This is a genomic window from Azohydromonas australica DSM 1124 (assembly GCF_000430725.1).
Classification (GTDB): Bacteria; Pseudomonadota; Gammaproteobacteria; order Burkholderiales; family Burkholderiaceae_C; genus Azohydromonas; species Azohydromonas australica.
Map to the genome: position 1 here is coordinate 18,053 of NZ_KE387211.1, position 24,014 is coordinate 42,066.

At 67.5% G+C, this 24,014-nt stretch carries 28 protein-coding genes; 21 read left to right on the forward strand and 7 right to left on the reverse strand.

Going from position 1 to position 24,014, the window contains the following annotated elements; genetic code table 11:
- Window positions 1-23: 23 nt before the first annotated feature.
- Window positions 24-1,451 (reverse strand): hybrid sensor histidine kinase/response regulator, encoded by a 1,428-nt coding sequence (locus H537_RS56625; protein ID WP_169517136.1) that lies wholly within the window; start codon window positions 1,449-1,451, stop codon window positions 24-26.
- Between the two features lie 570 nt (window positions 1,452-2,021).
- On the opposite strand from H537_RS56625, the gene nifB reads away from it, so the two are divergent.
- Genes nifB through H537_RS0132600 form a run of 8 tightly spaced genes read left to right on the forward strand, consistent with a single transcriptional unit; the run spans window position 2,022 to window position 6,670 of the window.
- Window positions 2,022-3,605 (forward strand): nitrogenase cofactor biosynthesis protein NifB, encoded by a 1,584-nt coding sequence (gene nifB / locus H537_RS0132565; protein WP_029001224.1) that lies wholly within the window; start codon window positions 2,022-2,024, stop codon window positions 3,603-3,605.
- A 37-nt stretch (window positions 3,606-3,642) separates the two neighbouring features.
- Window positions 3,643-3,837: a 4Fe-4S binding protein gene (locus H537_RS0132570; RefSeq protein WP_029001225.1), complete on the forward strand. Its 195-nt coding sequence runs from the start codon at window positions 3,643-3,645 to the stop codon at window positions 3,835-3,837.
- A 15-nt stretch (window positions 3,838-3,852) separates the two neighbouring features.
- Entirely contained in the window at window positions 3,853-4,233 is a 381-nt protein-coding gene (locus H537_RS0132575) for a HesB/IscA family protein (protein ID WP_029001226.1), read from the forward strand.
- A gap of 2 nt (window positions 4,234-4,235) precedes the next feature.
- Window positions 4,236-4,805, forward strand: a complete 570-nt coding sequence (locus H537_RS0132580; protein ID WP_029001227.1) for a hypothetical protein — start codon at window positions 4,236-4,238, stop codon at window positions 4,803-4,805.
- Window positions 4,806-4,817: 12 nt separating this feature from the next.
- Window positions 4,818-5,606, forward strand: coding sequence for a 4Fe4S-binding leucine-rich repeat protein (locus H537_RS0132585; protein WP_029001228.1), 789 nt, complete (start codon window positions 4,818-4,820; stop codon window positions 5,604-5,606).
- Window positions 5,599-5,934, forward strand: a complete 336-nt coding sequence (locus H537_RS0132590; protein WP_029001229.1) for a nitrogen fixation protein NifZ — start codon at window positions 5,599-5,601, stop codon at window positions 5,932-5,934. Before H537_RS0132585 ends, H537_RS0132590 begins: the two co-directional genes overlap by 8 nt.
- 12 nt (window positions 5,935-5,946) lie before the next feature.
- Complete coding sequence (locus H537_RS0132595; protein WP_029001230.1) at window positions 5,947-6,309, forward strand: DUF3024 domain-containing protein; 363 nt, start codon at window positions 5,947-5,949, stop codon at window positions 6,307-6,309.
- A gap of 55 nt (window positions 6,310-6,364) precedes the next feature.
- The gene (locus tag H537_RS0132600) at window positions 6,365-6,670 is read left to right on the forward strand and encodes a 2Fe-2S iron-sulfur cluster-binding protein (protein WP_029001231.1); all 306 of its coding nucleotides are present in this window, start codon (window positions 6,365-6,367) and stop codon (window positions 6,668-6,670) included.
- A gap of 73 nt (window positions 6,671-6,743) precedes the next feature.
- Here the strand turns inward: H537_RS0132600 and H537_RS0132605 are convergent, their stop codons facing one another.
- The 4 genes from H537_RS0132605 to H537_RS0132620 are packed head-to-tail and all read right to left on the reverse strand — an operon-like array spanning window position 6,744 to window position 9,598.
- The gene (locus tag H537_RS0132605) at window positions 6,744-7,160 is read right to left on the reverse strand and encodes a PPC domain-containing DNA-binding protein (RefSeq protein ID WP_051243977.1); all 417 of its coding nucleotides are present in this window, start codon (window positions 7,158-7,160) and stop codon (window positions 6,744-6,746) included.
- Between the two features lie 45 nt (window positions 7,161-7,205).
- A complete protein-coding gene (gene draG, locus H537_RS0132610; protein ID WP_029001233.1) occupies window positions 7,206-8,123 on the reverse strand; it encodes an ADP-ribosyl-[dinitrogen reductase] hydrolase in 918 nt (305 codons plus the stop codon).
- Window positions 8,113-8,970, reverse strand: coding sequence for an NAD(+)--dinitrogen-reductase ADP-D-ribosyltransferase (locus tag H537_RS0132615; RefSeq protein ID WP_238446894.1), 858 nt, complete (start codon window positions 8,968-8,970; stop codon window positions 8,113-8,115). Before H537_RS0132615 ends, draG begins: the two co-directional genes overlap by 11 nt.
- Before the next feature lie 7 nt (window positions 8,971-8,977).
- Entirely contained in the window at window positions 8,978-9,598 is a 621-nt protein-coding gene (locus H537_RS0132620) for a hypothetical protein (RefSeq protein WP_051243980.1), read from the reverse strand.
- A 439-nt stretch (window positions 9,599-10,037) separates the two neighbouring features.
- On the opposite strand from H537_RS0132620, the gene nifH reads away from it, so the two are divergent.
- The 4 genes from nifH to H537_RS0132640 all read left to right on the forward strand — a co-directional run bounded on the left by nifH (window position 10,038) and on the right by H537_RS0132640 (window position 14,627).
- Window positions 10,038-10,919 carry a nitrogenase iron protein gene (gene nifH, locus H537_RS0132625; RefSeq protein WP_029001236.1) on the forward strand — a complete coding sequence of 294 codons (882 nt, stop codon included), beginning with the start codon at window positions 10,038-10,040 and terminating at the stop codon, window positions 10,917-10,919.
- Window positions 10,920-11,042: 123 nt separating this feature from the next.
- The gene (gene nifD / locus H537_RS0132630) at window positions 11,043-12,503 is read left to right on the forward strand and encodes a nitrogenase molybdenum-iron protein alpha chain (protein WP_029001237.1); all 1,461 of its coding nucleotides are present in this window, start codon (window positions 11,043-11,045) and stop codon (window positions 12,501-12,503) included.
- A gap of 127 nt (window positions 12,504-12,630) precedes the next feature.
- On the forward strand, window positions 12,631-14,190 hold the full coding sequence (gene nifK, locus H537_RS0132635; protein WP_029001238.1) for a nitrogenase molybdenum-iron protein subunit beta: 1,560 nt from the start codon (window positions 12,631-12,633) through the stop codon (window positions 14,188-14,190).
- Window positions 14,191-14,279: 89 nt separating this feature from the next.
- The gene (locus H537_RS0132640) at window positions 14,280-14,627 is read left to right on the forward strand and encodes a 2Fe-2S iron-sulfur cluster-binding protein (RefSeq protein ID WP_029001239.1); all 348 of its coding nucleotides are present in this window, start codon (window positions 14,280-14,282) and stop codon (window positions 14,625-14,627) included.
- A 65-nt stretch (window positions 14,628-14,692) separates the two neighbouring features.
- Here the strand turns inward: H537_RS0132640 and corA are convergent, their stop codons facing one another.
- Complete coding sequence (gene corA / locus H537_RS0132645; RefSeq protein ID WP_029001240.1) at window positions 14,693-15,661, reverse strand: magnesium/cobalt transporter CorA; 969 nt, start codon at window positions 15,659-15,661, stop codon at window positions 14,693-14,695.
- 233 nt (window positions 15,662-15,894) lie between these two features.
- On the opposite strand from corA, the gene nifE reads away from it, so the two are divergent.
- The 7 genes from nifE to H537_RS0132680 all read left to right on the forward strand — a co-directional run bounded on the left by nifE (window position 15,895) and on the right by H537_RS0132680 (window position 20,678).
- Window positions 15,895-17,304, forward strand: a complete 1,410-nt coding sequence (nifE, locus tag H537_RS0132650) for a nitrogenase iron-molybdenum cofactor biosynthesis protein NifE (protein ID WP_029001241.1) — start codon at window positions 15,895-15,897, stop codon at window positions 17,302-17,304.
- Window positions 17,305-17,329: 25 nt separating this feature from the next.
- Window positions 17,330-18,733, forward strand: a complete 1,404-nt coding sequence (nifN, locus tag H537_RS46835; protein WP_043461089.1) for a nitrogenase iron-molybdenum cofactor biosynthesis protein NifN — start codon at window positions 17,330-17,332, stop codon at window positions 18,731-18,733.
- 31 nt (window positions 18,734-18,764) lie between these two features.
- Window positions 18,765-19,175 carry a nitrogen fixation protein NifX gene (nifX, locus tag H537_RS0132660; protein WP_029001242.1) on the forward strand — a complete coding sequence of 137 codons (411 nt, stop codon included), beginning with the start codon at window positions 18,765-18,767 and terminating at the stop codon, window positions 19,173-19,175.
- Entirely contained in the window at window positions 19,172-19,648 is a 477-nt protein-coding gene (locus H537_RS0132665; RefSeq protein ID WP_029001243.1) for a NifX-associated nitrogen fixation protein, read from the forward strand. The genes nifX and H537_RS0132665 overlap by 4 nt, the downstream gene beginning before the upstream one ends.
- Window positions 19,641-19,844, forward strand: a complete 204-nt coding sequence (locus tag H537_RS0132670; protein ID WP_029001244.1) for a CCE_0567 family metalloprotein — start codon at window positions 19,641-19,643, stop codon at window positions 19,842-19,844. The genes H537_RS0132665 and H537_RS0132670 overlap by 8 nt, the downstream gene beginning before the upstream one ends.
- A 124-nt stretch (window positions 19,845-19,968) precedes the next feature.
- Window positions 19,969-20,274, forward strand: a complete 306-nt coding sequence (fdxB, locus tag H537_RS0132675) for a ferredoxin III, nif-specific (protein ID WP_029001245.1) — start codon at window positions 19,969-19,971, stop codon at window positions 20,272-20,274.
- A 2-nt stretch (window positions 20,275-20,276) separates the two neighbouring features.
- The gene (locus tag H537_RS0132680; RefSeq protein ID WP_084151124.1) at window positions 20,277-20,678 is read left to right on the forward strand and encodes a nitrogen fixation protein NifQ; all 402 of its coding nucleotides are present in this window, start codon (window positions 20,277-20,279) and stop codon (window positions 20,676-20,678) included.
- Between the two features lie 165 nt (window positions 20,679-20,843).
- Here H537_RS0132680 and H537_RS0132685 read toward each other — a convergent pair whose 3' ends face one another.
- Window positions 20,844-21,845: a cytochrome-c peroxidase gene (locus tag H537_RS0132685; protein ID WP_029001247.1), complete on the reverse strand. Its 1,002-nt coding sequence runs from the start codon at window positions 21,843-21,845 to the stop codon at window positions 20,844-20,846.
- A 440-nt stretch (window positions 21,846-22,285) separates the two neighbouring features.
- Here H537_RS0132685 and H537_RS0132690 point away from each other — a divergent pair, with 440 nt between their 5' ends.
- Both H537_RS0132690 and iscU read left to right on the forward strand, forming a co-directional pair.
- A complete protein-coding gene (locus H537_RS0132690; protein ID WP_029001248.1) occupies window positions 22,286-23,500 on the forward strand; it encodes an IscS subfamily cysteine desulfurase in 1,215 nt (404 codons plus the stop codon).
- 48 nt (window positions 23,501-23,548) lie between these two features.
- Window positions 23,549-23,968, forward strand: a complete 420-nt coding sequence (gene iscU / locus H537_RS0132695) for a Fe-S cluster assembly scaffold IscU (RefSeq protein ID WP_029001249.1) — start codon at window positions 23,549-23,551, stop codon at window positions 23,966-23,968.
- Window positions 23,969-24,014: the final 46 nt, after the last annotated feature.

Sequence of the window (24,014 nt, forward strand, 5' to 3'; positions counted from 1 at the left end):
TGCCTCCCTCCTGCTTGCTCTGTCTATGTATGCGGCACCGGCGGTGCCGCGGCCTCGTCCACCGGGAACCAGATGCTGAAGGAGGCCCCGCTGTCCACTTCGTCGGCGGCAATGCGCCCACCCATGCGCTCCACCAGCATGCGCGTGATGTACAGGCCCAGGCCCGTGCCGCCCTGGGCACGGCGGTCGGTGCCGTCGGCCTGGGAGAACTTCTCGAACATGCGGGCGCGAAAGCGCGGGTCGATGCCCGGGCCGCGGTCGCGCACCGTCACGCGTGCGCCCTGCGGCGAGGTCCAGAGCTGCACCTGCACCGTCTCGCCCGCAGGCGAATGCTTGATGGCGTTGGACAGCAGGTTGGCCATCACCTGCTGGAAGCGGTCGGCATCGAGCCGCACCTCCACGGCCGCCGCGTCCAGGCCCTCGGCGGCGAGCTTGACGCCGGCGCGATCGGCATAGCCCTGGTTGGCCGTGAGCGCCTCGCGCAGCAGCGGCGCCAGCAGCTGCGGGCGCTGGTGCAGCACCAGGCGGTCGCCTTCGAGCTTGGTCAGGTCCAGGATGTCGTCGATGAGCCGGCTCAGCCGCGTGCCGTTGCGCCGCGCCACGTCCAGCAGCGACAGCGCCGGCGCGGGCAGCGCGCCGGCCGCGCCGCCGGCCAGCAGCCCCAGCGCGCCCAGCACCGAGGTCAGCGGCGTGCGCAGCTCGTGGCTGACGGTGGCCAGGAACTCGTCCTTCATGCGCTCGACCTGCCGTTGCTCGGTGAGGTCGCGCAGCACCAGCGTGAAATGCACGCGCCCGTGCTCGCGCCACTCGCTCAGGCCGACTTCAGCCTCGAACTCCTCGCCGCCGACGCGGCGCAGCCGGCACTCGCGCTGCGCCAGCAGCGCGTTGAGCTCCATGCCGAAGAGGGCGCTGCACGGCGCCCCGTTGTCCAGCGGCTCGCCCTGCAGGTCCGCCAGCGTGCGCGCGGCACGGTTGAACTCCTCCACCCGGCCGGCCGCGTCCAGCGTCAGCACGGGGTCGAGGATGTTGTCGAGGATGTCGCTCTGGCGCTGCGCCAGCGACGAGAGCTGGCCCTGCAGCGCCAGCACGTCGCCGTAGTGGCGCAGCTTGGCCTCCAGCAGGCCCGGGCTCACCGGGCGAGCCAGGAAGTCGTCCGCGCCGTTTTCCAGCGCGTGGATGAAGTGCTCCTCGCCCTGCAGCGAGGAGGTCACGATCACCGGCATCCAGCGCCCGCCGTCGAGCTCGCGCATGCGGCGCGTGACCTCGAAGCCGTCCATGTCGGGCATCAGCAGGTCGAGCAGCACCAGGTCCGGGCGACAGTGCTGCAGCTGCGCCAGCGCCGCCTCGCCGCTGTCGGCGCCCACCGCCACGTGGCCCAGCGTCACCACCAGGTCGCACAGCGAACGCCGCGACTCGGCGATGTCGTCGACAACGAGGATCTGCAATTGCATGGAAAATCTGGAACGTGCGGGCAAAACAGGCCCGGCCGGGGGGCCAGGATGGGGCGGCATCCTAGGCGGGCCCGGCGGCGCGGCACCGTGGCGCGCGCACATAAAGGCCATGTTTGACAAAGCTGTCACAACTCCGGGGCGCTTTTGGCCTCTAATGACATACATCGCAGGCCCCGGGCAGCGTCACTGAAGTGACCAAGCTCCCAACGGCTTGCAGCCCGTCACGCAGCTGGACAGATCCACCTGCCGGGCTCACCCGTTTTCCTCCCTGGCGCCCAACGGCGCTTTGCCCGCCCGATGATCCGACGATCATCGGGCGGTTTTTTCTGCCCCGCCCACGCGCGCCGGGTGCAGCCGCTGCCCCGCATCCCGGCTTTCAGCGCCGCGCGCTTAGCGCATCCCGGGCGCACGCCATTCGATCCAGATCAACAAGCATCGTCGCGAGCCTTGTCGCGATTGTTCGAATGCTCACATCCGCGCTACGCGCTAAGTCTTTGATTTGATTGTGTTTGCGGCCTGGCACGGCTCTGGCAATGGAAGGCTCACTTTCCGGCATCCCAGAGGCCCGTCATGTCCGACAGCACCACATTCGTTTCCATCGAGGGACTGAAGAAAGGCCGCAAGGCGCTCAGCGACGTCCAGGAAACTGCCGCCAGCGGTTGCGGCAGCACCGGTGGCTCCGGCAAGTCCAGCTGCGGCTCCTCCGCCGGCCCCGAGGACATGCCTGCGGAGATCTGGGACAAGATCAAGAACCACCCCTGCTACTCCGAAGAGGCCCACCACCACTTCGCCCGCATGCACGTGGCCGTGGCCCCGGCCTGCAACATCCAGTGCAACTACTGCAATCGCAAGTACGACTGCTCCAACGAGTCGCGCCCCGGCGTCGTCAGCCAGAAGCTCACCCCTGAGCAGGCCGTCAAGAAGGTGCTGGCCGTGGCCAGCGAGATTCCGCAGATGACCGTGCTGGGCATCGCCGGCCCCGGCGACGCGCTGGCCAACCCCAAGAAGACCTTCGACACCTTCCGCATGCTTGCGGAGAAGGCCCCCGACATCAAGCTGTGCCTCTCGACCAACGGCCTGGCGCTGCCGGAGATGGTCGATGAGATCTGCAAATACAACATCGACCACGTCACGATCACCATCAACATGGTCGATCCGGCCGTGGGCGAGAAGATCTATCCCTGGATCTTCTGGGATCACAAGCGCGTCACCGGCTATGAGGCCGCCCGCATCCTGCACGAGCAGCAGATGAAGGGCCTGGAGATGCTCACCGCGCGCGGCGTGCTCACCAAGATCAACTCCGTGCTCATCCCCGGCATCAATGACGAGCACCTGCTGGAGGTCAACCGCGAGGTCAAGAAGCGCGGCGCCTTCCTGCACAACATCATGCCGCTGATCTCCGAGCCTGAGCACGGCACGTACTTCGGCCTCAATGGCCAGCGCGGCCCCAGCGCGCAGGAACTCAAGGCCGTGCAGGACGCCTGCATGGGCGGCGCCAACCTCATGCGCCACTGCCGCCAGTGCCGTGCCGACGCCGTGGGCCTGCTCGGCGAGGACCGCTCCGACGAGTTCACGCTCGACAAGATCGAGCAGATGGAGATCGTCTACGACCTCGACAAGCGCCGCGCCTACCAGCAGTCGGTCGAGGCCGAACGCCAGGCCCAGCACGACGCCAAGGAGGCCGCGCTGGCCGCCAGCGCCCAGGACGACGGCGTCGATGCCGGCATGAAGGTGCTCATCGCCGTGGCCACCGAGGGCCATGGCAAGGTCAACCAGCACTTCGGCCACGCCACCGAGTTCCAGATCTACGAGGTCTCCAGGGCCCAGGCCACCTTCGTCGGCCACCGCCGCGTGGACCTGTACTGCCAGGGCGGCTTCGGCGAGGACGAGCAGCTGCCCTCCATCGTCAGCGCCATCAACGACTGCCACGCCGTGCTGGTATCCAAGATCGGCGCCTGCCCGCGCGACGAGCTCACCGCCGCCGGCATCGAGCCCGTGGACCAGTACGCGCACGAATTCATCGAGAAGGCGGCCCTGTCGTGGTTCGCCGAGTACCGCCAGCGCATCGCGCGCGGCGACATCACCCACCAGCCGCGCGGCGACGCGCGCATCCGCCAGGGCGCCTACACGGGCGGCGCCGAAGCCGCGGCCTGACCTCCACCAGCCCCGTTACCCAAGCAGGAGCTACACCATGGCCTACAAGATCATTGCTTCCCAGTGCTCCGGCTGCTCGGCCTGCGAGCCCGAGTGCCCCAACACGGCCATCCGCGAGAAGGGCGGCACGTTCATCATCGACCCGGCCAAGTGCACCGAGTGCGAAGGCCAGTACGACTCGCCGCAGTGCGTGGCGGTGTGCCCGGTGGACGGCTGCATCAAGAAGGTCTGAGGAGCAACCAAGATGATGCAACCCAACTTCTCCGTGTCGCCCGCGGCATTGAAATTCATGCGCCGCATGGTGCGCTTCTCCGAGACGCCCGCCGGCGGCTTTCGCCTGACGGTGGCGCCGGGCGGCTGCTCGGGCTACAGCGCCGAGTTCAGCGTGGAAGCCACGCCGCGCGACGGCGACGCTGAACAGTCGGTGGAAGGCCTGCGCATGTTCCTGCCCGCCGAGAGCCGCCTGCTGCTCGACGGCGTGACCATCGACCACGTGGACACGCCGCTGCAAAGCGGCTTCACCTTCGCCAACACCAAGGGCGGCGCCTGCGGCTGCAGCTCCAGCGGCGACGCGGTCACGCCACCGGCCGAGGCCAGCGTGTCGCTGTCCTCCATCAAGCGGATGTGACGATGGACGCGGCGGCCGACTTCGACACCGCGGTGCTGGGGCTGGCCATGCCGCCCGGCGTGGAGGAGGCGCTGGCCGAAGCCGGCCGCCGCCGCGCCGACCCCGTGGCGGCGATGGCCGCGCTGATGCGCGCGCAGTCCCTCGCGCCCGACCACCCGGCGGTACTGATCGCGCTGTACCGCCACCATTTCTTCGGCCACCGGCTGCATGCCGCGCGCGACATCGCGCGCCAAGCGCTGGTGGTCGGCGCGCGCGCGCTGCGGCTGCCCACCGTGTGGCGCCACGTGCGGCCTGAGCCGGTGCCCGGCGCGCGCCACGAGCCCGCCGCGCGCTTCTATCTGTTCGTCCTCAAGGGCTACGCCTACCTGAGCATGCGCCTGGGCGACGACGTGGAAGCGCGCGACGCGCTGGCGCTGCTGCGCGCGCTTGACCCGGACGACTGCGTGGGCGCGGCCCTGCTCGAAGGCGTGCGCCAGCGCGCGTTGCGGGGCGAGGCCGACGACGAAGACGACCCGGCCTCCGTGCCGGTAGCCACTGGCGCGGCCGCCTGGGCCCGCCTGGCACCCGCCTGAAGGAGGCTCCCGATGCACGGCCCAGTGACCACGACGCAGGGCGACATCCCGGCCATCGACTGGCAGGGCGCCCCCCTCACCGAAGCTACCTGCCGCGCCTGCGCGCATGCGGCGCTGCGCGAAAGCGGCGGCTGCGAGCCCGGGCGCTGCTGCATGCAGGATGCCTACGCGCGGCGCATCGACCGTTTCTTTCGCACCCATCCGCAGCTTGCCAACGAACACCTGGCGCATCCGTACTTCGAGGTGCGCGCCATCGCCGCGCGCCACGCGGAGCTGTTCCGCCTGCCCGCGCTGCTGGACGACCCGGACGAGACAGTGCGCATGCAACTGGCGCTGCGCGTGCCGCAGCGGCTGCTGCTGCGCATGGTGAACGACCCACACCGCGAAGTGCGCATCCGCGTAGCGCAGCGCATCGACGCCACGGCGCTGCCCTCGATGCTGCGCGACCCCGACTACCAGGTACGCCAGACCGTGGCGCGCCGCCTGCCCGAAGGGCTGTTGCCGCTGCTGATGCACGACGCGGACCTGCAGGTGCGCCTGGACGTGGCGCGCCGGGTGCAGATGCCCGCGCTGTGGCGCCTGGTCGAGGACCCGGCGCCGGAGGTGCGGCGCATCGTCGCCGAGCGGCTGCCCGCGCCGCTGCTGGACGCCCTGGCCGGCGATCCCGACTGGACCGTGCGCTGGGAGGCCGCCGGCCGTGCCCTGGGCCACGTGCTGGAGCGGCTGCTGGGCGACGAGGAACCCGAGGTGCGCGAGCGTGCCGCCGCGCGCCGTGCTGAACTGGAGTGCACCCATGGCTGACATTGCCCGTGACGACGACACCATCGAGATCGCGCTGCCGCCCCGCTTCCAGATGGGCGAGCGCGTCATCAGCCGCAGCGTGGTCCGCAACGACGGCACCTACGGCGGCAAGGACATCGGCGCGCTGCTGGTGAACCGCGGCGACGTGGGCTTCGTCCGCTCCATCGGCACCTTCCTGCAGCAGTTCTACATCTACGCCGTGGAGTTCCCCGAGACCGGCCACCAGGTGGGCATGCGCGCCAAGGAACTGTGCACGCTGGACAACCTGCCTGAAGAGGTGCTGGCGCAACTGGGCGAGCGTGTAGAGCAGCTGGAAAACCTTCGCTGAGAGGGCTCTGGCATGAATGCCGCCGCGACGCTTGGCCCCATCGAGGCGCCGCCGCGCAGCGACCGCGTGGTCGAGCTCGACGGCGCGCGCATCAGCCGCGCCATCCGCGCGCGCCGGCGCTACCGCTACGTGCAGCCGCGTGTGCAGCGCGAGGGCCTGGGCTGGCTGGTGGCCAGTCCCAATTGCTCGCGCAACATCGACCCGCACGGCGGCGAAATCCCCGTGGCCTGGCTGGTGCCGGCCAGCCAGGGCTGCTGGCTGCTGCACAAGCGCGACCACGCGCAGGGCTGCTGGGTGCTCAAGAGCGCCGGCGTGACGCTGGCCCAGGCGCTGCGCGAGCTGTGTGAGGACCCGCAACGCGAGTTTTGGCCCTGAGCCGCCACTCCCGCGTTCCAACAACGACAAAGCTTTCCCATCCCTGGAGCTGACCATGCCCCAACTTACCGTCCTGCCCTCCAACAAGGTGATCGAGGCCGCTGCCGGCCAGACGCTCCTGCAGGCGCTGCTCGCCGGCGGCGAGAGCCTGTCGAGCAAGTGCAACGGCCAGGCCAAGTGCGGCGCCTGCCACCTCTTCCTGAAGGAAGGCCGCAAGGGCGTCTCGCGCATGACGCCGACCGAAAACGCCAAGCTCGACACCATCGTGGGCGTGGGCAGCAAGTCGCGCCTGGCCTGCCAGGTCGTGCTCGGCGAGGAGCCGGTCACGGTGGAGCTGCTGGGCGCTCTGTCGGGCTTCTGACACCAGCCCGGCGGCAACACTGGAACGAGCCCGTTCGGACCGTCCAACGGCATCGGACCGAACGCCGAGTTGCTCAGTCCGCAGCGGCAGGCGGCACGTCTTGCCGGCGCGCCACGAGCTCGTCGTAACCCGTGGCCGCATCGGGCTCGCGCGTGAAGCGCCAGCCCGGCAACAGCGCCAGCAGCACCTCGGCCGTGGTGCGCACGCTGCATCCATATCCCAGGTGCCCGCCCAGCACGCGGCCCTGGGCATCCGACAGGCTGGCGTGCAGATGCGAGCCTTTCGTGCTGACGCTGCCCGACAGCGTCAGCACCTCCAGCGGCCCGGCCAGTACCAAGGTTTCAGCCGCACCCGCCAGGCGCAGCTGCGCCTCACTCAGGCTGCCAATACCGCCGAGCACGAAAGCGGCATCGCAACCTTGTTGTGCCACCGCAGCCTCCAGGGCCCTGCGCAAGTCCGCGCCCGGCTGCAGGCGCAGCGGCCAATACATCGACGCATCCATGCCCGCAGCGTAGCGCAGCCGCGCGGGCTCGCCTCAGAGGAAGGGAGCCACCAGGGCCTTGGTCTGCTGCGTCACCGCCCGCGCCACGTCGGGCACCAGGCGCTGGAGCCAGTGGCGGGGCAGGGCGCCGGCGCCGCAGCGCGCGCCGGCGAGCATGCCCACCAGCGCGGCGGTGGTGTCGGCATCCTCGCCGCGGTTGGCCGCGGCCACCACGGCCGCCTCGAAGTCGGCATGGGTGGTGAAGGCCCACAGCACCGTCTGCACCGTGTCCACCACGTAGGCGCTCGCGCGGCCGGGGTAGGGGTTGAAACGGAACACCGGATGCTCCGCCACCAGCCGTGCCGCGCGCTGCTCCAGGGCAGCGGCGTCCGCGCCCGCGAGCTGCAGCCGCAGCATGTGGCCCAGGCCCAGCGTCGCCGCGTCGGAGTGCGGATGGTTGTGCGTGATGTGCGCCTGGGCCAGCGAGATGTTCTTGAACGCCGCGTCGTCGTCCAGCGTGGCCAGGGCCGCCGGCAGGTTGCGCATGAGCGCCCCGTTGCCGGCGTCGCCCTCGTTGACCGGCGTGGACAACGCGCCATTGCGGATGTAGCGCTGGATGCCGCGGCGGCAGGTGTTGCCGCAGTCCACCGGGCGGCCGCGCCACCAGGCCACGAAGGCCTCGGCGATGAGCCGCGTGTCCCCCATCTTGTGCTGTCGTCGGCCTTCGAGCAGCGCGTTGCCCAGCGCCAGGCTCATGGTGGTGTCGTCCGTGACCTGGCCCGGGGCGAGGTTCAACCACCCGCCACCGGTGATGCACCGGTGCACGCCGCCCTGGTCGGCAAAGCGCAAGGCGATCTCGCGCGGCGTCATGAACTCCACCGTGGCCCCCAGCGCATCGCCCAGGGCCAAGCCCAGGTAGGCGCCCAGGGCGCGGTCAAGCAGCCCACCTGCCGGTCCGCCATCAAACGCCATAGCTGGCCTCCACTTCGTAATCGCCGCCCAACGCCAGGACTTCTGACTCACCCTGCAGCGAGCGCGTGGCCAGCAGCCCGGGCACGAGCAGCAGCTTGACGCGTGGCACGCGCGCATGCAGCAGCCAGTCGCCGAAACAGTCCGCCGTGTCCCGCGACAGGCTGAAGGACACGATGTTGTTGAGCCGCACGGTGCAGCGACGCTCGCGCAGCGAGCCTTCGATCGTCTGCTCCTCGCAGCGGGTGCTGCCGCGCCACAGCGGCACGTGTGTGCCCGGGCCCAGCAGCTGGAAGCGCCACAGCATCCACTGGCAGAACTCGAACAACAGGTCGAGCTGCTGGTAGATGTTGTTGTTGTGGTAGCGGCTGGTGCTCTTCTCTTCCAAGTACGCCACCCAGGCCGGCGAGGGAAAGCGCTGCAGCGGCGCCTTGTGGAAGGTGGGCACCAGGCCGAAGCGGCTTTCCACCCAGCCCTTGAGCACCGCGCCGGCGGGGCCGTTGGCATCCATGCCCCAGCCCTGCAGCAGCTTGAGGTAGCTCGCCTTCCAGCGCCGGTTCTCGGACGAGGGCGCCCGGCCGGCGGGCTTGGCCAGGCCAAAGACCAGCTCCATGTAATGCTCGAATACCTCGCGGGCCTCGTCGGCATGGCCGCACTGGTCCAGCAACGCAAAAAGGCCCGCGCTCGATGCACGGGCCCCTGCAATGCGCAGCCGGCGCGGATGGGCATTGAATTCGACGCCGCCCAGCAGCGGCGCCGGTATGCCGACCAGGTTGGTCCCATACCAGCGGGCCGGGTCGGACTCTCCCGTCAGCACGGCGTCCTGCGCAAGAGCCGGCGGGAAAGCCACGCGGGCCTCAGACCGGACGGTTCTCGTTCGGGTTGCGCACCGGGCCCATGCGCTGCAGGCCTTCCTCGTAGGTCATGGGCTCGAAGCTGCCCTTGAACTTCAGCGCCGCGTCGGCCACGGCGTCGGTCTTGCCGGCGGTGTCGAGCTTCTTGAGGTCTCCCTTCTCCAGGTACAGCAGCTCCAGCAGCTCGTTGTAGACCGTGGCCTCGTCGATCGGCAGCACGTAGAACGTGGCACCGTTGTAGGCCACCTGGTACTTTTTGAGCAGGTCGATGTTGTTGCAGAACAGGAAGTACTTGCCCTCGGCGCTGAGCTGCTCGCCCAGCACTTCCGCCACGTCCTTGAGGTGCTCGAAGCTCAGCAGGTAGCCGGCGAAGAACGGCAGCTTCGCATTGCCCTTCTCGGCCATGGCGATGACCTGGTCGCAGGACAGCTCGGGCGGACGGGCCTCGTCGGCCAGCTTCGGGGCGAAGCGCAGCGCCAGCTCGCCGCGGAAGCCCACCCGGCCGGCCTTCTTGGTGGCGGCCTTGAGCACGGGATTCAGCAGACGGCCCTGGGCCTCCAGGGGTGCCAGGGCGGTGTCGGCCAGGGCGGCAACGACGGGGGATTCGGCAACGGTAGCGGTCATCGAGGACTCCAGTGGGTTGAGGTCGAAACTTGTTTACAGGCCTTGCGCAACGTCAAGCGCACCACAAAGCCCTCGCAAGCACCCATGCAACCCCCGTACCACCACGCCAATGCCTCAACCCGCCTGGATAGCGCCCCTGGCCACGGAGCAAACACACCATAGCGACAAGGGCGCCCCCGGGCTTTGTCGCCTTTCCGACATTCAGGCACCGCCATGACGCGCAGCACATGGACGAAAAAACCCGCCACGCCAGGCGTTTCCCTCTGCAGACGCTGTGCGGACGGGATATGGCACGGCCATTGCGTAAGGCTGGTTGCGCGGACCCCGTGCCAGTCCCCCAAGGCGCTGCAGAAGAAGACCACAGGCACCCAAGGCTGCATTGAGATCGCGACGACCCGCAGAGATTCGTCACTTCTCGTTCAAACACTGGAGCATATCCATGGCAAAGCTTCGTCAGATCGCCTTCTACGGCAAGGGTGGCATCGGCAAGTCCACCACCTCCCAAAACACGCTGGCCGCGCTGGCCGAGATGGGTCAGAAGATCCTGATCGTCGGCTGCGACCCCAAGGCCGACTCCACCCGGCTGATCCTGCACGCCAAGGCCCAGGACACCATCCTGTCGCTGGCCGCCGAAGCCGGCTCGGTGGAGGACCTGGAGATCGAGGACGTCATGAAGATCGGCTTCCGCGACATCCGCTGCGTGGAATCCGGTGGCCCGGAGCCCGGCGTGGGCTGCGCCGGCCGCGGCGTGATCACCTCGATCAACTTCCTGGAAGAGAACGGCGCCTATGAAGGCGTGGACTACGTCTCCTACGACGTGCTGGGCGACGTGGTGTGCGGCGGCTTCGCCATGCCCATCCGCGAGAACAAGGCCCAGGAAATCTACATCGTCATGTCCGGCGAGATGATGGCCATGTACGCGGCCAACAACATCTCCAAGGGCATCCTGAAGTACGCCAACAGCGGCGGCGTGCGCCTGGGCGGCCTGGTGTGCAACGAGCGCAAGACCGACAAGGAGCTGGAGCTGGCCGACTCGCTGGCCAAGAAGCTCGGCACCACGCTCATCCACTTCGTGCCGCGCGACAACATCGTGCAGCACGCCGAGCTGCGCCGCATGACCGTCATCGAGTACGCACCGGACTCCAAGCAGGCCGGCGAGTACCGCACCCTGGCGCAGAAGGTGCACGCCAACGCCGGCAACGGCGTGATCCCCTCGCCCATCACCATGGACGAGCTCGAAGACCTGCTCATGGAGCACGGGATCATGCAGGCCATCGACGAGAGCCAGGTCGGCAAGACCGCCTCCGAGCTCGCCGCCTGATAGGCCGCAGGGGCACGCGCCAAGCCCCGATTGAGGGCCGGGGCGTGCCCCTTGCAAAACAACAAGATTTCCCGCTGCTGCCGCAACCACACCGCCGAATCCACTGCTGACGGAGAGTCCCGCATGAGCATGACCGTTGAAGAGCGCAAGGCCGCCAACAAGGCCTTGATCGATGAAGTCCTGAAGGCCTATCCCGAGAAGATGGCCAAGCGCCGGGCCAAGCACCTCAACAACTACGAGGAGGGCAAGCCCGACTGCGGCGTCAAGTCCAACATCAAGAGCCTGCCCGGCGTCATGACGATCCGCGGCTGCGCCTACGCCGGCTCCAAGGGCGTGGTGTGGGGCCCCATCAAGGACATGGTGCACATCTCCCACGGCCCCGTGGGCTGCGGCCAGTACTCCTGGAGCTCGCGGCGCAACTACTACATCGGCGTCACCGGCGTGGACACCTTCGTGACCATGCAGTTCACCTCCGACTTCCAGGAAAAGGACATCGTCTTCGGCGGCGACAAGAAGCTCGACAAGATCATCGACGAGATCCAGGAGCTGTTCCCGCTGAACAAGGGCATCTCCATCCAGAGCGAGTGCCCCATCGGGCTCATCGGCGACGACATCGAGGCGGTGTCCAAGAAGAAGAGCAAGGAGCACGGCAACCACACCATCGTGCCCGTGCGCTGCGAGGGCTTCCGCGGCGTGAGCCAGTCGCTGGGCCACCACCTGGCCAACGATGCGATTCGGGATTGGGTTTTCGACGGCACCACCAAGAAGGAGCACAAGTTCGTCTCCACGCCGTACGACGTCACCATCATCGGCGACTACAACATCGGCGGCGACGCCTGGAGCAGCCGCATCCTGCTCGAAGAGATCGGGCTGCGCGTGATCGCCCAGTGGTCGGGCGACGGCACCATCGCCGAGCTGGAGAACACCCCGAAGGCCAAGCTCAACCTCATCCACTGCTACCGCTCGATGAACTACATCAGCCGGCACATGGAAGAGAAGTACGGCATCCCCTGGGTCGAGTACAACTTCTTCGGCCCCACCAAGATCGCCGAGAGCCTGCGCAACATCGCCAGCCACTTCGACGACACCATCAAGGCCAACGCCGAGGCCGTCATCGCCAAGTACCAGCCCATGGTCGACGCCGTGCTGGCCAAGTACAAGCCCCGCCTGCAAGGCAAGACCGTCATGCTGTACGTCGGCGGCCTGCGCCCGCGCCACGTCATCGGCGCCTACGAGGACCTGGGCATGGAGATCGTCGGCACGGGCTACGAGTTCGCCCACAACGACGACTACCAGCGCACCACGCACTACATCAAGGACTCCACGCTCATCTACGACGACGTCACGGGCTACGAGTTCGAGAAGTTCGCCGAAGGCCTGCAGCCCGACCTCGTGGGCTCGGGCATCAAGGAAAAGTACGTCTTCCAGAAGATGGGCGTGCCCTTCCGCCAGATGCACTCCTGGGACTACTCCGGCCCCTACCACGGCTACGACGGCTTCGCCATCTTCGCCCGCGACATGGACATGGCCATCAGCTCGCCGGTGTGGAAGCTCACGCAGGCGCCGTGGAAAAAAGCTGCCTGAGCAACAACTCCGTCATGCCCGCGTAGGCGGGCATCCACGAGCTCCGGGACGCCGCCCGACCCGCGTGGACACCCGCCTTCGCGGGTGTGACGGAATCCATTGAGTTCACGTCACAGGAGAGATTCAAATGCCCCAAAACGCAGACAAGATCAAGGACCACGAGCTGCTGTTCCGCGAGCCGGAGTACCAGGAGCTGTTCGCCAGCAAGAAGGCCAACTTCGAGTTCAACCACTCCGAGGTCAAGATCGCCGAGATCCGCGACTGGACCAAGTCCAAGGAGTACAAGGACAAGAACTTCGCCCGCGAGGCCCTCGTGGTCAACCCGGCCAAGGCCTGCCAGCCCCTGGGCGCGGTCTTCGTCGCCAACGGCTTCGCCAAGACGCTCTCGTTCGTGCACGGCTCCCAAGGCTGCGTGGCCTACTACCGCAGCCACTTCTCCCGCCACTTCAAGGAACCCACCTCCTGCGTGAGCTCCTCCATGACGGAAGACGCAGCCGTCTTCGGCGGCCTCAACAACATGATCGACGGCCTGGCCAACGCCTACAACCTCTACAAGCCCGAGATGATCGCCGTCTCGACCACTTGCATGGCCGAGGTCATCGGCGACGACCTCGACGCCTTCATCAAGAACTCCAAGCAAAAGGGCTCCGTCCCGGCCGAGTTCGACGTGCCCTTCGCCCACACCCCCGCCTTCGTCGGCAGCCACGTCACCGGCTACGACAACGCGCTGCTGGGCGTGCTCAAGCACTTCTGGGACGGCAAGGCCGGCACCACCACCCCGCTCACACGCACCCCCGACGACAGCATCAACTTCATCGGCGGCTTCGACGGCTTCGTCGTGGGCAACATGAAGGAAGTGCGCCGCATCTTCGACCTCTTCGGCGTCAAGGTGAACATCCTCTGCGACCCCTCCGAGGTCTGGAACACGCCCACCGACGGCGAGTTCCGCATGTACGAAGGCGGCACCACCAAGGCCGAAGTCGAGGCCGCCCTCAACGCCAAGGCAACAATCGTCTTCCAGGAATACTGCTGCGAGAAGACGGCCAAGTACATCGCCGAGAAGGGCCAGGAAGTCGTCGTGCTCAACGCCCCCGTGGGCGTCACCGGCACCGACCGCTTCATCATGGCCATCGCCCGCCTCACCGGCAAGCCCGTGCCCGCCCAGCTCGAAAAGGAGCGCGGCCAGCTCGTGGACGCCCTGGCCGACAGCCAGACCCACCTGCACGGCAAGCGCTACGCCCTCTACGGCGACCCCGACCAGCTCATCGGCTACACCGAGTTCCTGCTGGAGCTCGGCGCCGAGCCCGCCCACATCCTGGCCACCAACGGCGGCAATGACTGGGCCGACAAGGTCCAGGCCGTCCTCGACGCCTCGCCCTACGGCGCCGGCTGCAAGGTCTACCCCAAGCGCGACCTGTGGCACATGAGGAGCCTGCTCAACACCGAGCCCGTGGACTTCCTCATCGGCAACACCTACGGCAAGTACCTCGAGCGCGACTGCGGCACCCCGCTCATCCGCCTGGTCTTCCCCATCTTCGACCGCCACCACTACCACCGCTTCCCCACCTGGGGCTACGACGGCGGCCTGCGCCTGCTCACGATGCTGCTCGACGAGTTCTTCGAAACCCTCGACGCCAACACCATCGTCCCCGGGAAGACCGACTACAGCTACGACATCATCCGCTGATCTCCAGCGGCTTCCCGGCCCGCACGGCACGGTCTTCACGACCAGGCCCTGCGGGCTTTTCTTTTGGCCTCTCAAACAAGGAGACTTCCATGGCCAACGTGACTTTCTCGTCCCCGAGCATGAAGAAGGACATGACGGTGTATGCCGTTGCGGGCGATACCCAGACGCTGCTTGCCGTCGCGCAGGCGCACAAGGTGCCCGTGCACTTCGAGTGCGAAAACGGCGAATGCGGCTCCTGCGCGGTGCAGGTCACCGTGCTGTCGAACAAGACGCCCTGCGCCGTGGCGCTGACCGAAAAGGAAAAGGCCGTGCTGCGCCTCTCGGGCAAGATCACGGCCGAGCAGATCGCCAAGGCTGAAACCGATGACCTGCCGCCGCCCTACCGGCTGGCCTGCCAGTTCATCGTGCGCAACGAAGACGTCCTGGTGAAGTTCTGAGCCATGCGCCGCAAGGCGCGCACGACTTCAAGGGTGGCGCAGCGCGCCACCCGCTTTCCCATTCGTCACAACCACCCCGCCTTCCTGAAGCGCCGGTACAGCAGCACGCAGGTCAGCAGGATGGTGCCCAGCGCCAGCGGGTAGCCGTACTTCCACTTCAGCTCCGGCATGTGCTCGAAGTTCATGCCCCAGATGCCGGCGAAGGCGGTGGCCGCGGCAAAGATGCCGGCCCACGCGGCGAGCTGCTTGGTGATCTCCGACTCCTCGATGGTTACCATGGAGAGGTTGACCTGGATCGCCGTGCCGATGGTCTCGCGCAGCGTGTCGAGGCTGGCGTTGATGCGCAGCAGGTGGTCGTACACGTCGCGGAAATACTCGCGGTTGCCCTCGCACACCGCTGGCACCCGGCCACGCCAGAGCTTGCTCACCGCCTCCAGCAGCGGCGTCACGGCATGGCGCACGGTCATGATGCGCTGCTTGAGGTTGTAGAGCTGGCGGATGTTCTGGCGCGCCGAGCCGGACTCGAAGATCTGCGCCTCCAGCGCCTCCAGCTCGGTCTCCATCATGTCGATGAGCGGGAAGTAGCGGTCCACCACCGCGTCCAGCAGCCCGTAGAGAACGAAGCCCGCACCATGCCGAAGCAGGTGGGGCTCCTGTTCGGCGCGCTGGCGCACCCCGAGCAGGCTGTGGCGGCTGCGGTTGCGCACCGACAGCACGAAATTCCGGCCCACGAAGGCGTCCACCTCGCCGAGCTGCAGCTCGTCCAGCGCGTTGATCTCCACGGTGTGCATCACCACGAAGAGCTGGTCGCCGTACTCCTCCACCTTGGGCCGCTGCTGGCCGTGGCTCGCATCCTCCACCGCCAGGTCGTGCAGCCCGAATTCGTGCTGCATGGTGGCCAGCTCCTCGTCGCTGGCGTCGCGCAGCGCGACCCACACGAAGCAGTCCGGCCGCTGGACATAGCGGCTGATGTCCTCGACCGGGATGTCGGAGAGCTTTTTTCCCTCCTGATAGACGACGCAGTTGATGAGCATGGCGGCAAGCTTCCTGGGCAACCCGACATTCTTGCGCATCGTGAAAGTCGACCCTTCCGGAAAGGGTCCTGCAGCGGGCCGGCCGCGCTCGCGCCGGCGCATGTCGCGATTGTCGAGAACCATCCAAGCCTCTGCCGCCAAACCCTTGGCGCACGGCCGGTTTGTTCCAGATCATGCAGTGCGAGCCCTGGCATCGAACCTGCATAGGCCCCTGCGCACGCCCAGGAGAACCCATGTTGCCCAGCCTAAAGGACAAGATTGCACAGGTCTTCGACGAGCCCGGTTGTGATCACAACCAAGGCAAGGACGAGAAGGCGCGCAAGAAAGGCTGCACCAAGCAGCTCACCCCCGGCGCCGCCGCGGGCGGCTGCGCCTTCGACGGCGCCAAGATCGCGCTGCAGCCCATCGTGGACGTGGCCCACCTGGTACACGGCCCCATCGCCTGCGAGGGCAATGCCTGGGACAACCGGCACAGCGCCTCCTCGGGCTCGGAGATGTACCGGCTGGGCTTCACCACCGACATCAACGAGCTCGACGTCATCTACGGCGCCGAGAAGCGGCTGTACAAGGCCATCCGCCAGATCCTGGACGAAAAGGACCCGGCCGCGGTCTTCGTCTACCAGACCTGCGTCACCGGCCTCATCGGCGACGACATCGAGGCCGTGTGCAAGCGCGCCAGCGAGAAGTTCGGCAAGCCGGTGATCCCGGTCAACGCCCCGGGCTTCGCCGGCCCGAAGAACCTGGGCAACAAGCTCGGCGCCGAGGCCCTGCTGGACTACGTGATCGGCACCGTTGAGCCCGAAACGACGACGCCCTACGACATCAACATCATCGGCGAGTACAACCTCTCCGGCGAGCTCTGGCAGGTCAAGCCGCTGCTCGAAGCCTTGGGCATCCGCGTGCTGAGCTGCATCTCGGGCGACGGCCGCTACCGCGAGGTGGCCAGCGCGCACCGCGCCAAGGCCAACATGATGGTGTGCTCGAAGTCGATGATCAACGTCGCCACGCGCATGCAGCAGCGCTGGAACATCCCGTACTTCGAAGGCTCCTTCTACGGCATCTCGGACATGAGCACCACGCTGCGCGAGATCGCGCGGCTGCTGGTGGAACAGGGTGCCGATGCCGAGCTCAAGGACCGCACCGAGGCGCTGATCGCGGTGGAGGAGGCGCGTGCCTACGAGCGCATCCGCGCCTACCGCCAGCGCCTCACGGGCAAGAAGGTGCTGCTGATCACCGGCGGCGTGAAGAGCTGGTCGGTGGTCTCGGCGCTGCAGGAAGCCGGCCTGGAAGTGGTGGGCACCAGCGTCAAGAAGAGCACCAGGGAAGACAAGGAAAAGATCAGGGAGATCATGGGCGACGACGCGCACATGATCGACGACCTGAGCCCGCGCGAGATGTACGCCATGCTGCGCGACGCCAAGGCCGACATCATGCTCAGCGGCGGCCGCAGCCAGTTCGTGGCCCTCAAGGCGCGCATGCCCTGGATGGACATCAACCAGGAGCGCCACCACGCCTTCGCCGGCTACGAGGGCATGGTCACCATGATCGCCGAGATCGACAAGGCGCTCTTCAACCCCGTGTGGCAGCAGGTGCGCGCTCCTGCGCCCTGGGAAGACACGGCGGAAGCCGCGCTGCCGGTCTGAAGCCCCGCCAACACTGGAGCACGCCATGGCACTGGTCACCGAATCCAAGAAAGCCGCCGCCGTCAACCCGCTCAAGATGAGCCAGCCGCTGGGCGCGAGCTACGCCTTCATGGGCCTGGCCTCGTGCATGCCCGTGATGCACGGCTCGCAGGGCTGCACCTCCTTCGGCCTGGTGCTGCTGGTGCGCCACTTCAAGGAGGCCATCCCGCTGCAGACCACGGCGATGAACGAGGCCACCACCATCATGGGCGGCTACGACAACCTGGAGAAGGCGCTGCTGAACATCCGCTCGCGCGCCAAGCCCAAGCTGATCGCCATCTGCTCCACCGGCCTGACCGAGACCAAGGGCGATGACGTCGAGGCCTTCATCCGCCTGGCACAGGCCAAGCACCCGGAGCTCAAGGACACGGCCGTGGTGTACGCCTCCACGCCCGACTACGTGGGCGCCTTCCAAGACGGCTGGGCCGCGGCCGCGACGGCACTGGTGTCGAGCCTGCCGCGCGAGAACGAGCCCAAGGTGGCGGGCAAGCTGGCGGTGCTGCCGGGCTGCCACGTCACGCCGGGCGACATCGAGGAGCTGCACGAGATCATCGAATCCTTCGGGCTGCAGCCGGTGTTCGCGCCGGACGTGTCGGGCTCGCTGGACGGACACATCCCGGAGGCCTGGCTGGGCCACACGCTGGGCGGCACCACGCTGGAAGACCTGCAGGCCCTGGGCGGCGCGGAACACGCCATCGCCATCGGCGAGCAGATGCGCCCGGCCGCCGAGGCGCTGCAGGCGCGCTGCGGCGTGCCGTTCACGCTGTTCGACCGCCTCACCGGGCTGACGGCCTCCGACGCGCTGGTGAAATTCCTCGGCCAGCTCAGCGGGCAGCCGGCGGCCGCGAAGCTGCGGCGCCAGCGCAGCCAGCTCGTGGACGCGATGCTGGACGGCCACTTCCACTTCGGCAACGTCAAGGTGGCGCTGGGCGCGGAGCCCGACCTGCTGTGGTCCGCTGGCAGTTTCCTCGCCGAGATGGGTGCGGAGCTGACCGTGTGCGTGACCACCACCAAGTCGCCGCTGCTGGAGCGCATGCCCACGGCCGAGGTGCACATCGGCGACCTGGAGGACCTGGAGCGCAGCGCGCAGGCCACGGGTTGCGACCTGTTGATGACGCACTCGCATGGCCGCCAGGCCGCGCATCGCCTGAACAAGCCGCTGTTCCGGCTCGGCATCCCGACGTTCGACCGCATCGGCAACTCGCACATCTGCCATGTCGGCTACCGCGGCAGCCGCAACTTCGTCTACGAGGTCGGCAATCTCCTGATGGACCAGATTCACCATGCAAGCCCCGACGACTGGCCGCTTACGCCTGCGGCCCGGGCCGCGGCCGCCGGTCTGGCGCAGCCTGCCGCACCGAGCGACGACGTTGCCGAGATCGGCCTTTGAACCGTACCGAACCCCAGAGGAGTACCCGCCCATGAAAGTTGCCTTTGCCACCCAGGACCAGCAGCGCGTGGACGCGCACTTCGGCTGGGCTAAGCACCTGGCCGTCTACGAGGTGACGGCCGACGGCTGCACCTTCGTCGAGGACTTCGCCTTCGGCGACAACCTGGCCGAGGACGGCGACGAGGACAAGCTCGCGCCCAAGCTGGCCGCCATCGGCGACTGCGCCATCGTCTACGTGGCCGCCATCGGCGGCTCGGCCGCGGCCCGCGTCGTGGCCAGCGGCATCCACCCGGTGAAAGTCACCGGCCCGGACCCGATCAAGGAGATCCTTGAAAAGCTCCAGGTGGTGCTCAAGGGAACGCCGCCGCCGTGGCTGCGCAAGGCACTGCTCAAGGGCAAGGAAAAGACCTTCGATTTCGACGAGGAAGAGGTGAACCAATGAGCGAAGTGCAGGAGCAAGGCGCCGATGAAGCGCTGTTGCAGGACCGCTTCATCCGCGAGCTGATCAAGCAGCTGCGCGCGCAGGACACGCACGGCACCTGGGAGGGCAAGAGCGACCTGAAGCTGCTGGAGCCCTACATCATCACGGCCGAGCAGCGGCGCCAGATGCCGATGATGGGCGACCCGGACCCCGAGACGCTGTGGCGGCTGGACCTGTTCCACAACGCCATCGGCCTGGCCATCGAGCGTGCCACGGGCTGCATGGTCGCGCCCATGATGAAGATGAGCCACGAGGGCTTCGGCCGCGCGGTGCTCACCACGGGCCGCCTCATCGTCGTCAACCGCTACCTGCGCGACGTGCACCGCTTCTTCGGCTATGCCTCGCTGCAGAAACTGGCCGAAGCGGGCAACAAGCTCGTGGACGAAGGCATTTCGATGATCGAACAGTACAAGGAGGTAGCAACCTATGGCTGACATCGACGCCCTGAAGGCCGACGTCAAGAAGCTCAACGCCAAGGCCACGCAGGCCAAGATGGACCTGCACGACCTCAGCGAGGAGCTGCCCACCAACTGGGAGCGCATCCCCGAGGTGGCCCGCATCGCGCACGAGGCGCACGAGGCCCTGGTGGCCGCGCGCGCCAGGCTCGCCGCCGCGCAGGCAGCGGCTTGAAACAGCCGGCCTGGCCGGAAGAGGAATCCGTTCGGGCTGAGCTTGTCGAAGCCCCGCCGCCCGAGAGGTTGCGGACGCTTCTACAAGCTCAGGGCGAACCGACCAAGCAACAACAGAGACTGTCATGAGCAATTTCAGCGTCACCATGCCTTCGGGCGAAAGCTGGACCCCGAACTTCGTCGAGTCCATCAACGAGGAAAAGTGCATCGGCTGCGGCCGCTGCTTCCGCGTCTGCCCGCGCGGCGTGCTGGAGCTCATCGGCCTGGACGAGGACGGCGAGCGCATCGGACTGGACCCGGACGGCGACGATGACGAGGAATACGAGAAGAAGGTGATGACCATCGCCCACAAGGAGCTGTGCATCGGCTGCACGGCCTGCTCCAAGATCTGTCCGAAGAAGTGCTACACGCACGCTCCGGCGGCGGTGTGACCATGCTGGCCCAGCAGCGCTTCCTCCCCCAGCCTCTGCCGCTGGCCATGGCCCGGCGCGCCTCGCGTGACGACGAGGTGCAGGACGTGGTGGCACTGCTGCTGGACCATTCGGATACTCAGGCCGGCACGCCGGCCGAGATCGCGCACATGGCCGAGACCATCGCGGTGGCCTGCCTGGGCGACAACCACCTGTGGCAGGACCTGCAGCTGGCCAACCGCGCCGAGCTCTCGGCGTTGATGAAACACTGGTTCCCGACGCTGGTCGCACGCAACGTCGCGGACATGAAGTGGAAGAAGTTCCTCTACAAGCAGCTGTGCGAGCGCGAGGAGATCTTCGTGTGCAAGGCGCCGAGCTGCGCCGTGTGCAACGACCAGCCGGTGTGCTTCGGCCCGGAAACCTGACCCGGCCCCGCGGTCGCTGCGCCGTGCCGTGCCGTCGGCACAGAGCATTACGTGGCGGCAAACGCCGTGGCGCTGTGGCCTGTTTCGTTCCCCATGCAAAAAAAGCCGCCCGAAGGCGGCCTGAAGCTCCCGTGGCGGCCGGCCGTCGCCTCGGCCGGCCAGACCTCAGAACGGTTGCGGACGCAGCGTGGCGTCGGTGCTCGGCGGCAGGATGGGCAGCGCGAACTTGGGCTGCTCGCCGGTGAGCGTCTTGAGGAAGGCCACGATCTGCGCGTTCTCCGCGGCCGTGAAGGTGCGGCCGAGCTGCAGCCGGCCCATGGTGTCCACGGCCTGCGTCAGCGTGGCGGCCTCGCCGTCGTGGAAGTAGGGGTAGGTGAGTTCCACGTTGCGCAGCGTGGGCACCTTGAAGTTGAAGCGGTCGGCGTCCTTGCCCGTCACGGCCACGCGGCCCTCGGCCGGGCTGCTGGCCGTGTACGGCGCCACCACTCCCATCTTCTGGAACGAGTTGCCACCTACGGCCGGGCCGTTGTGGCAGGCGGTGCAGCCGCTTTCCTTGAACAGCTTGTAGCCCGCGAGTTCGTCCTTGGCGAGCGCGTCCTTCTTGCCCATGAGCCACTGGTCGAAGCGCGAGTTGGGCGTGACCAGCGTCTCCTCGAAGGCGGCGATGGCCTTGGTGACGCCGTCGATGGTGACGGCATCGCTCTTGAACACCTTCCTGAACTCGGCCTGGTAGGCCGGGATGGAGGAGAGCACGCCCACCGCCAGCTCATGCGTAAAGGCCATTTCGCCGGGGTTGGCGACGGGGCCGCCGGCCTGGTCCTTCAGCGTCTTGGCCCGGCCGTCCCAGAACTGCGCGAGGTTGAAGCTGGCGTTCAGCACCGTGGGCGCGTTGATGGGGCCCTTCTGCCAGTTGTGGCCGATGGAGGTCTTGAGGTTGTCGGTGCCGCCCATGCTGAGGTTGTGGCACGAGTTGCAGGAGATGAAGCCCGACTTGGACAGGCGGGGATCGAAGTACAGCTTCTTGCCCAGCTCCACCAGCGCGGGATCGGCCGGCTTGGCCGCCTTGATCGGCTGAATGGGCTCGCCGCCTGCCGCACCCGCGGCCTGCGCGGCGCCGGCGAAGACGAATGCAATGGCAAGAGCGAGGGGCTTGAAGGTACTGCTCATGGTGATCTCCGTGATCGTTTTGTTTCCAACACAACATTCAGAGGCGGCATCCGCTGATGTGGTGAGCACTCCATGGAAGGAACGAAGCCATTACATCACCAGCCGGTACACCGTCCCATGACGGGCATCAACGTCCGGCGGTTCAATGGGGACGCAACTGACCTGCGTCAAAACCTCACCACGGCGGGGATATGCGTGGCGCGCATCGGTGCGCCGCCGCACGCCGGCAGTGCGCGCCAGCGGGAGCAGCCCGAGCGGAGATCCCGGGCGCGTCGCAGACCCTACAAACCCGACACCTGCCGCATGGCGCAGACCGCGCCTGGACCGGTCGCGACCCCATCTGGAGCGATAAGTCTTTGATGCAACGCAACTTTCAGCACTGACTCAGGGTTGGCACGGTCCATGCGATGAGCCAGGCAACGCAGCAGGGGAACTCACTTATGGACAGCGCCAAGCCGATCTACCTGGACTACGCAGCCACCACGCCGGTTGACCCGCGGGTGGTGCAGCAGATGGTCCCCTACCTCTACCAGCAGTTCGGCAATCCAGCCTCGCGCAGCCATGCCTACGGCTGGGCCGCAGAAGAGGCCGTGGAGATCGCCCGCGAGCACGTGGCCGCGCTCATCAACGCCGACCCGCGCGAGATCGTGTGGACCTCCGGCGCCACCGAGTCCAACAACCTCGCCATCAAGGGCGCGGCGCAGTTCCACCGCAGCCGCGGCAAGCACCTCGTCACCGTCAAGACCGAGCACAAGGCGGTGCTGGACACGATGCGCGAGCTGGAGCGTGAAGGTTTCGAAGTCACCTATATGGACGTCCAGGAGGACGGCCTACTGGACCTCGCCGCGCTGGAGGCGGCGCTGCGCCCGGACACGATCCTGGTGTCGGTGATGTGGGTGAACAACGAGATCGGCGTGGTCCAGGACATCCCCGCCATCGTCGCCATGTGCCGCGCCCGCGGCATCCTGTGCCACGTGGACGCGGCGCAGGCCAGTGGCAAGGTCGAGATCGACCTGCAGGCCGTGCCGGTGGACCTGCTGAGCCTGTCGGCCCACAAGACCTACGGCCCCAAGGGCATCGGCGCGCTGTACGTGCGCCGCAAGCCGCGCGTGCGCATCGAGGCGCAGATCCACGGCGGCGGCCACGAGCGCGGCATGCGCTCGGGCACGCTGCCCACGCACCAGATCGTCGGCATGGGCGAGGCCTACCGGCTGGCCAAGGAGAGCATGGGCCGCGAGAACGAGCGCATCCGCGCGCTGCGCGACCGGCTGCTGGCGGGCCTGCAGGACATCCCGGCCGTGCGCGTCAACGGCAGCCTCGAAAAGCGCGTGCCGCACAACCTCAACATCAGCTTCGAGTTCGTCGAGGGCGAGTCGCTGCTCATGGGCATCAAGGGCGTGGCGGTGTCCTCGGGCTCGGCCTGCACCTCCGCCAGCCTGGAGCCCAGCTACGTGCTGCGCGCGCTGGGCATGTCGGACGAGGTGGCGCACAGCTCGATCCGCTTCTCCGTGGGCCGCTTCACGACCGACGCCGAGATCGATGCCGCCGTCGCGCAGGTGCGCGCCACCGTGGAGCGGCTGCGGTCCTTGAGCCCGCTGTGGGAGCTGCACCAGGCCGGCATCGACCTCAACACCATCCAGTGGGCCGAGCACTGAGCCCGCGCCCACCGCAAACGCACACCGACCAGACCAGGAGCACGTCACATGGCATACAGCGACAAGGTCATCGACCACTACGAGAACCCGCGCAACGTCGGCAGCCTGGAGGCTGACGACAGCGTCGGCACCGGCATGGTGGGCGCGCCGGCCTGCGGCGACGTAATGAAGCTGCAGATCAAGGTGAACCCCGACACCGGCGTGATCGAGGACGCCAAGTTCAAGACCTACGGCTGCGGCTCGGCCATCGCGTCGAGCTCGCTGGTCACGGAGTGGGTCAAGGGCCGCACGCTGGAGCAGGCGCTGGCGATCAAGAACACCGCCATTGCCGAGGAGCTGGCGCTGCCGCCGGTGAAGATCCACTGCTCGATCCTGGCCGAGGACGCCATCAAGGCGGCCGTGGCCGACTACCGCGCGCGCCGCGCGCCCGTCACCGAGCAAGTCGCCTGCGCCAGCAGCAAAGACTGATTCCCGCTCCCGTCCCCGTTCCACACCGTCCACACCCAGGAGAGAA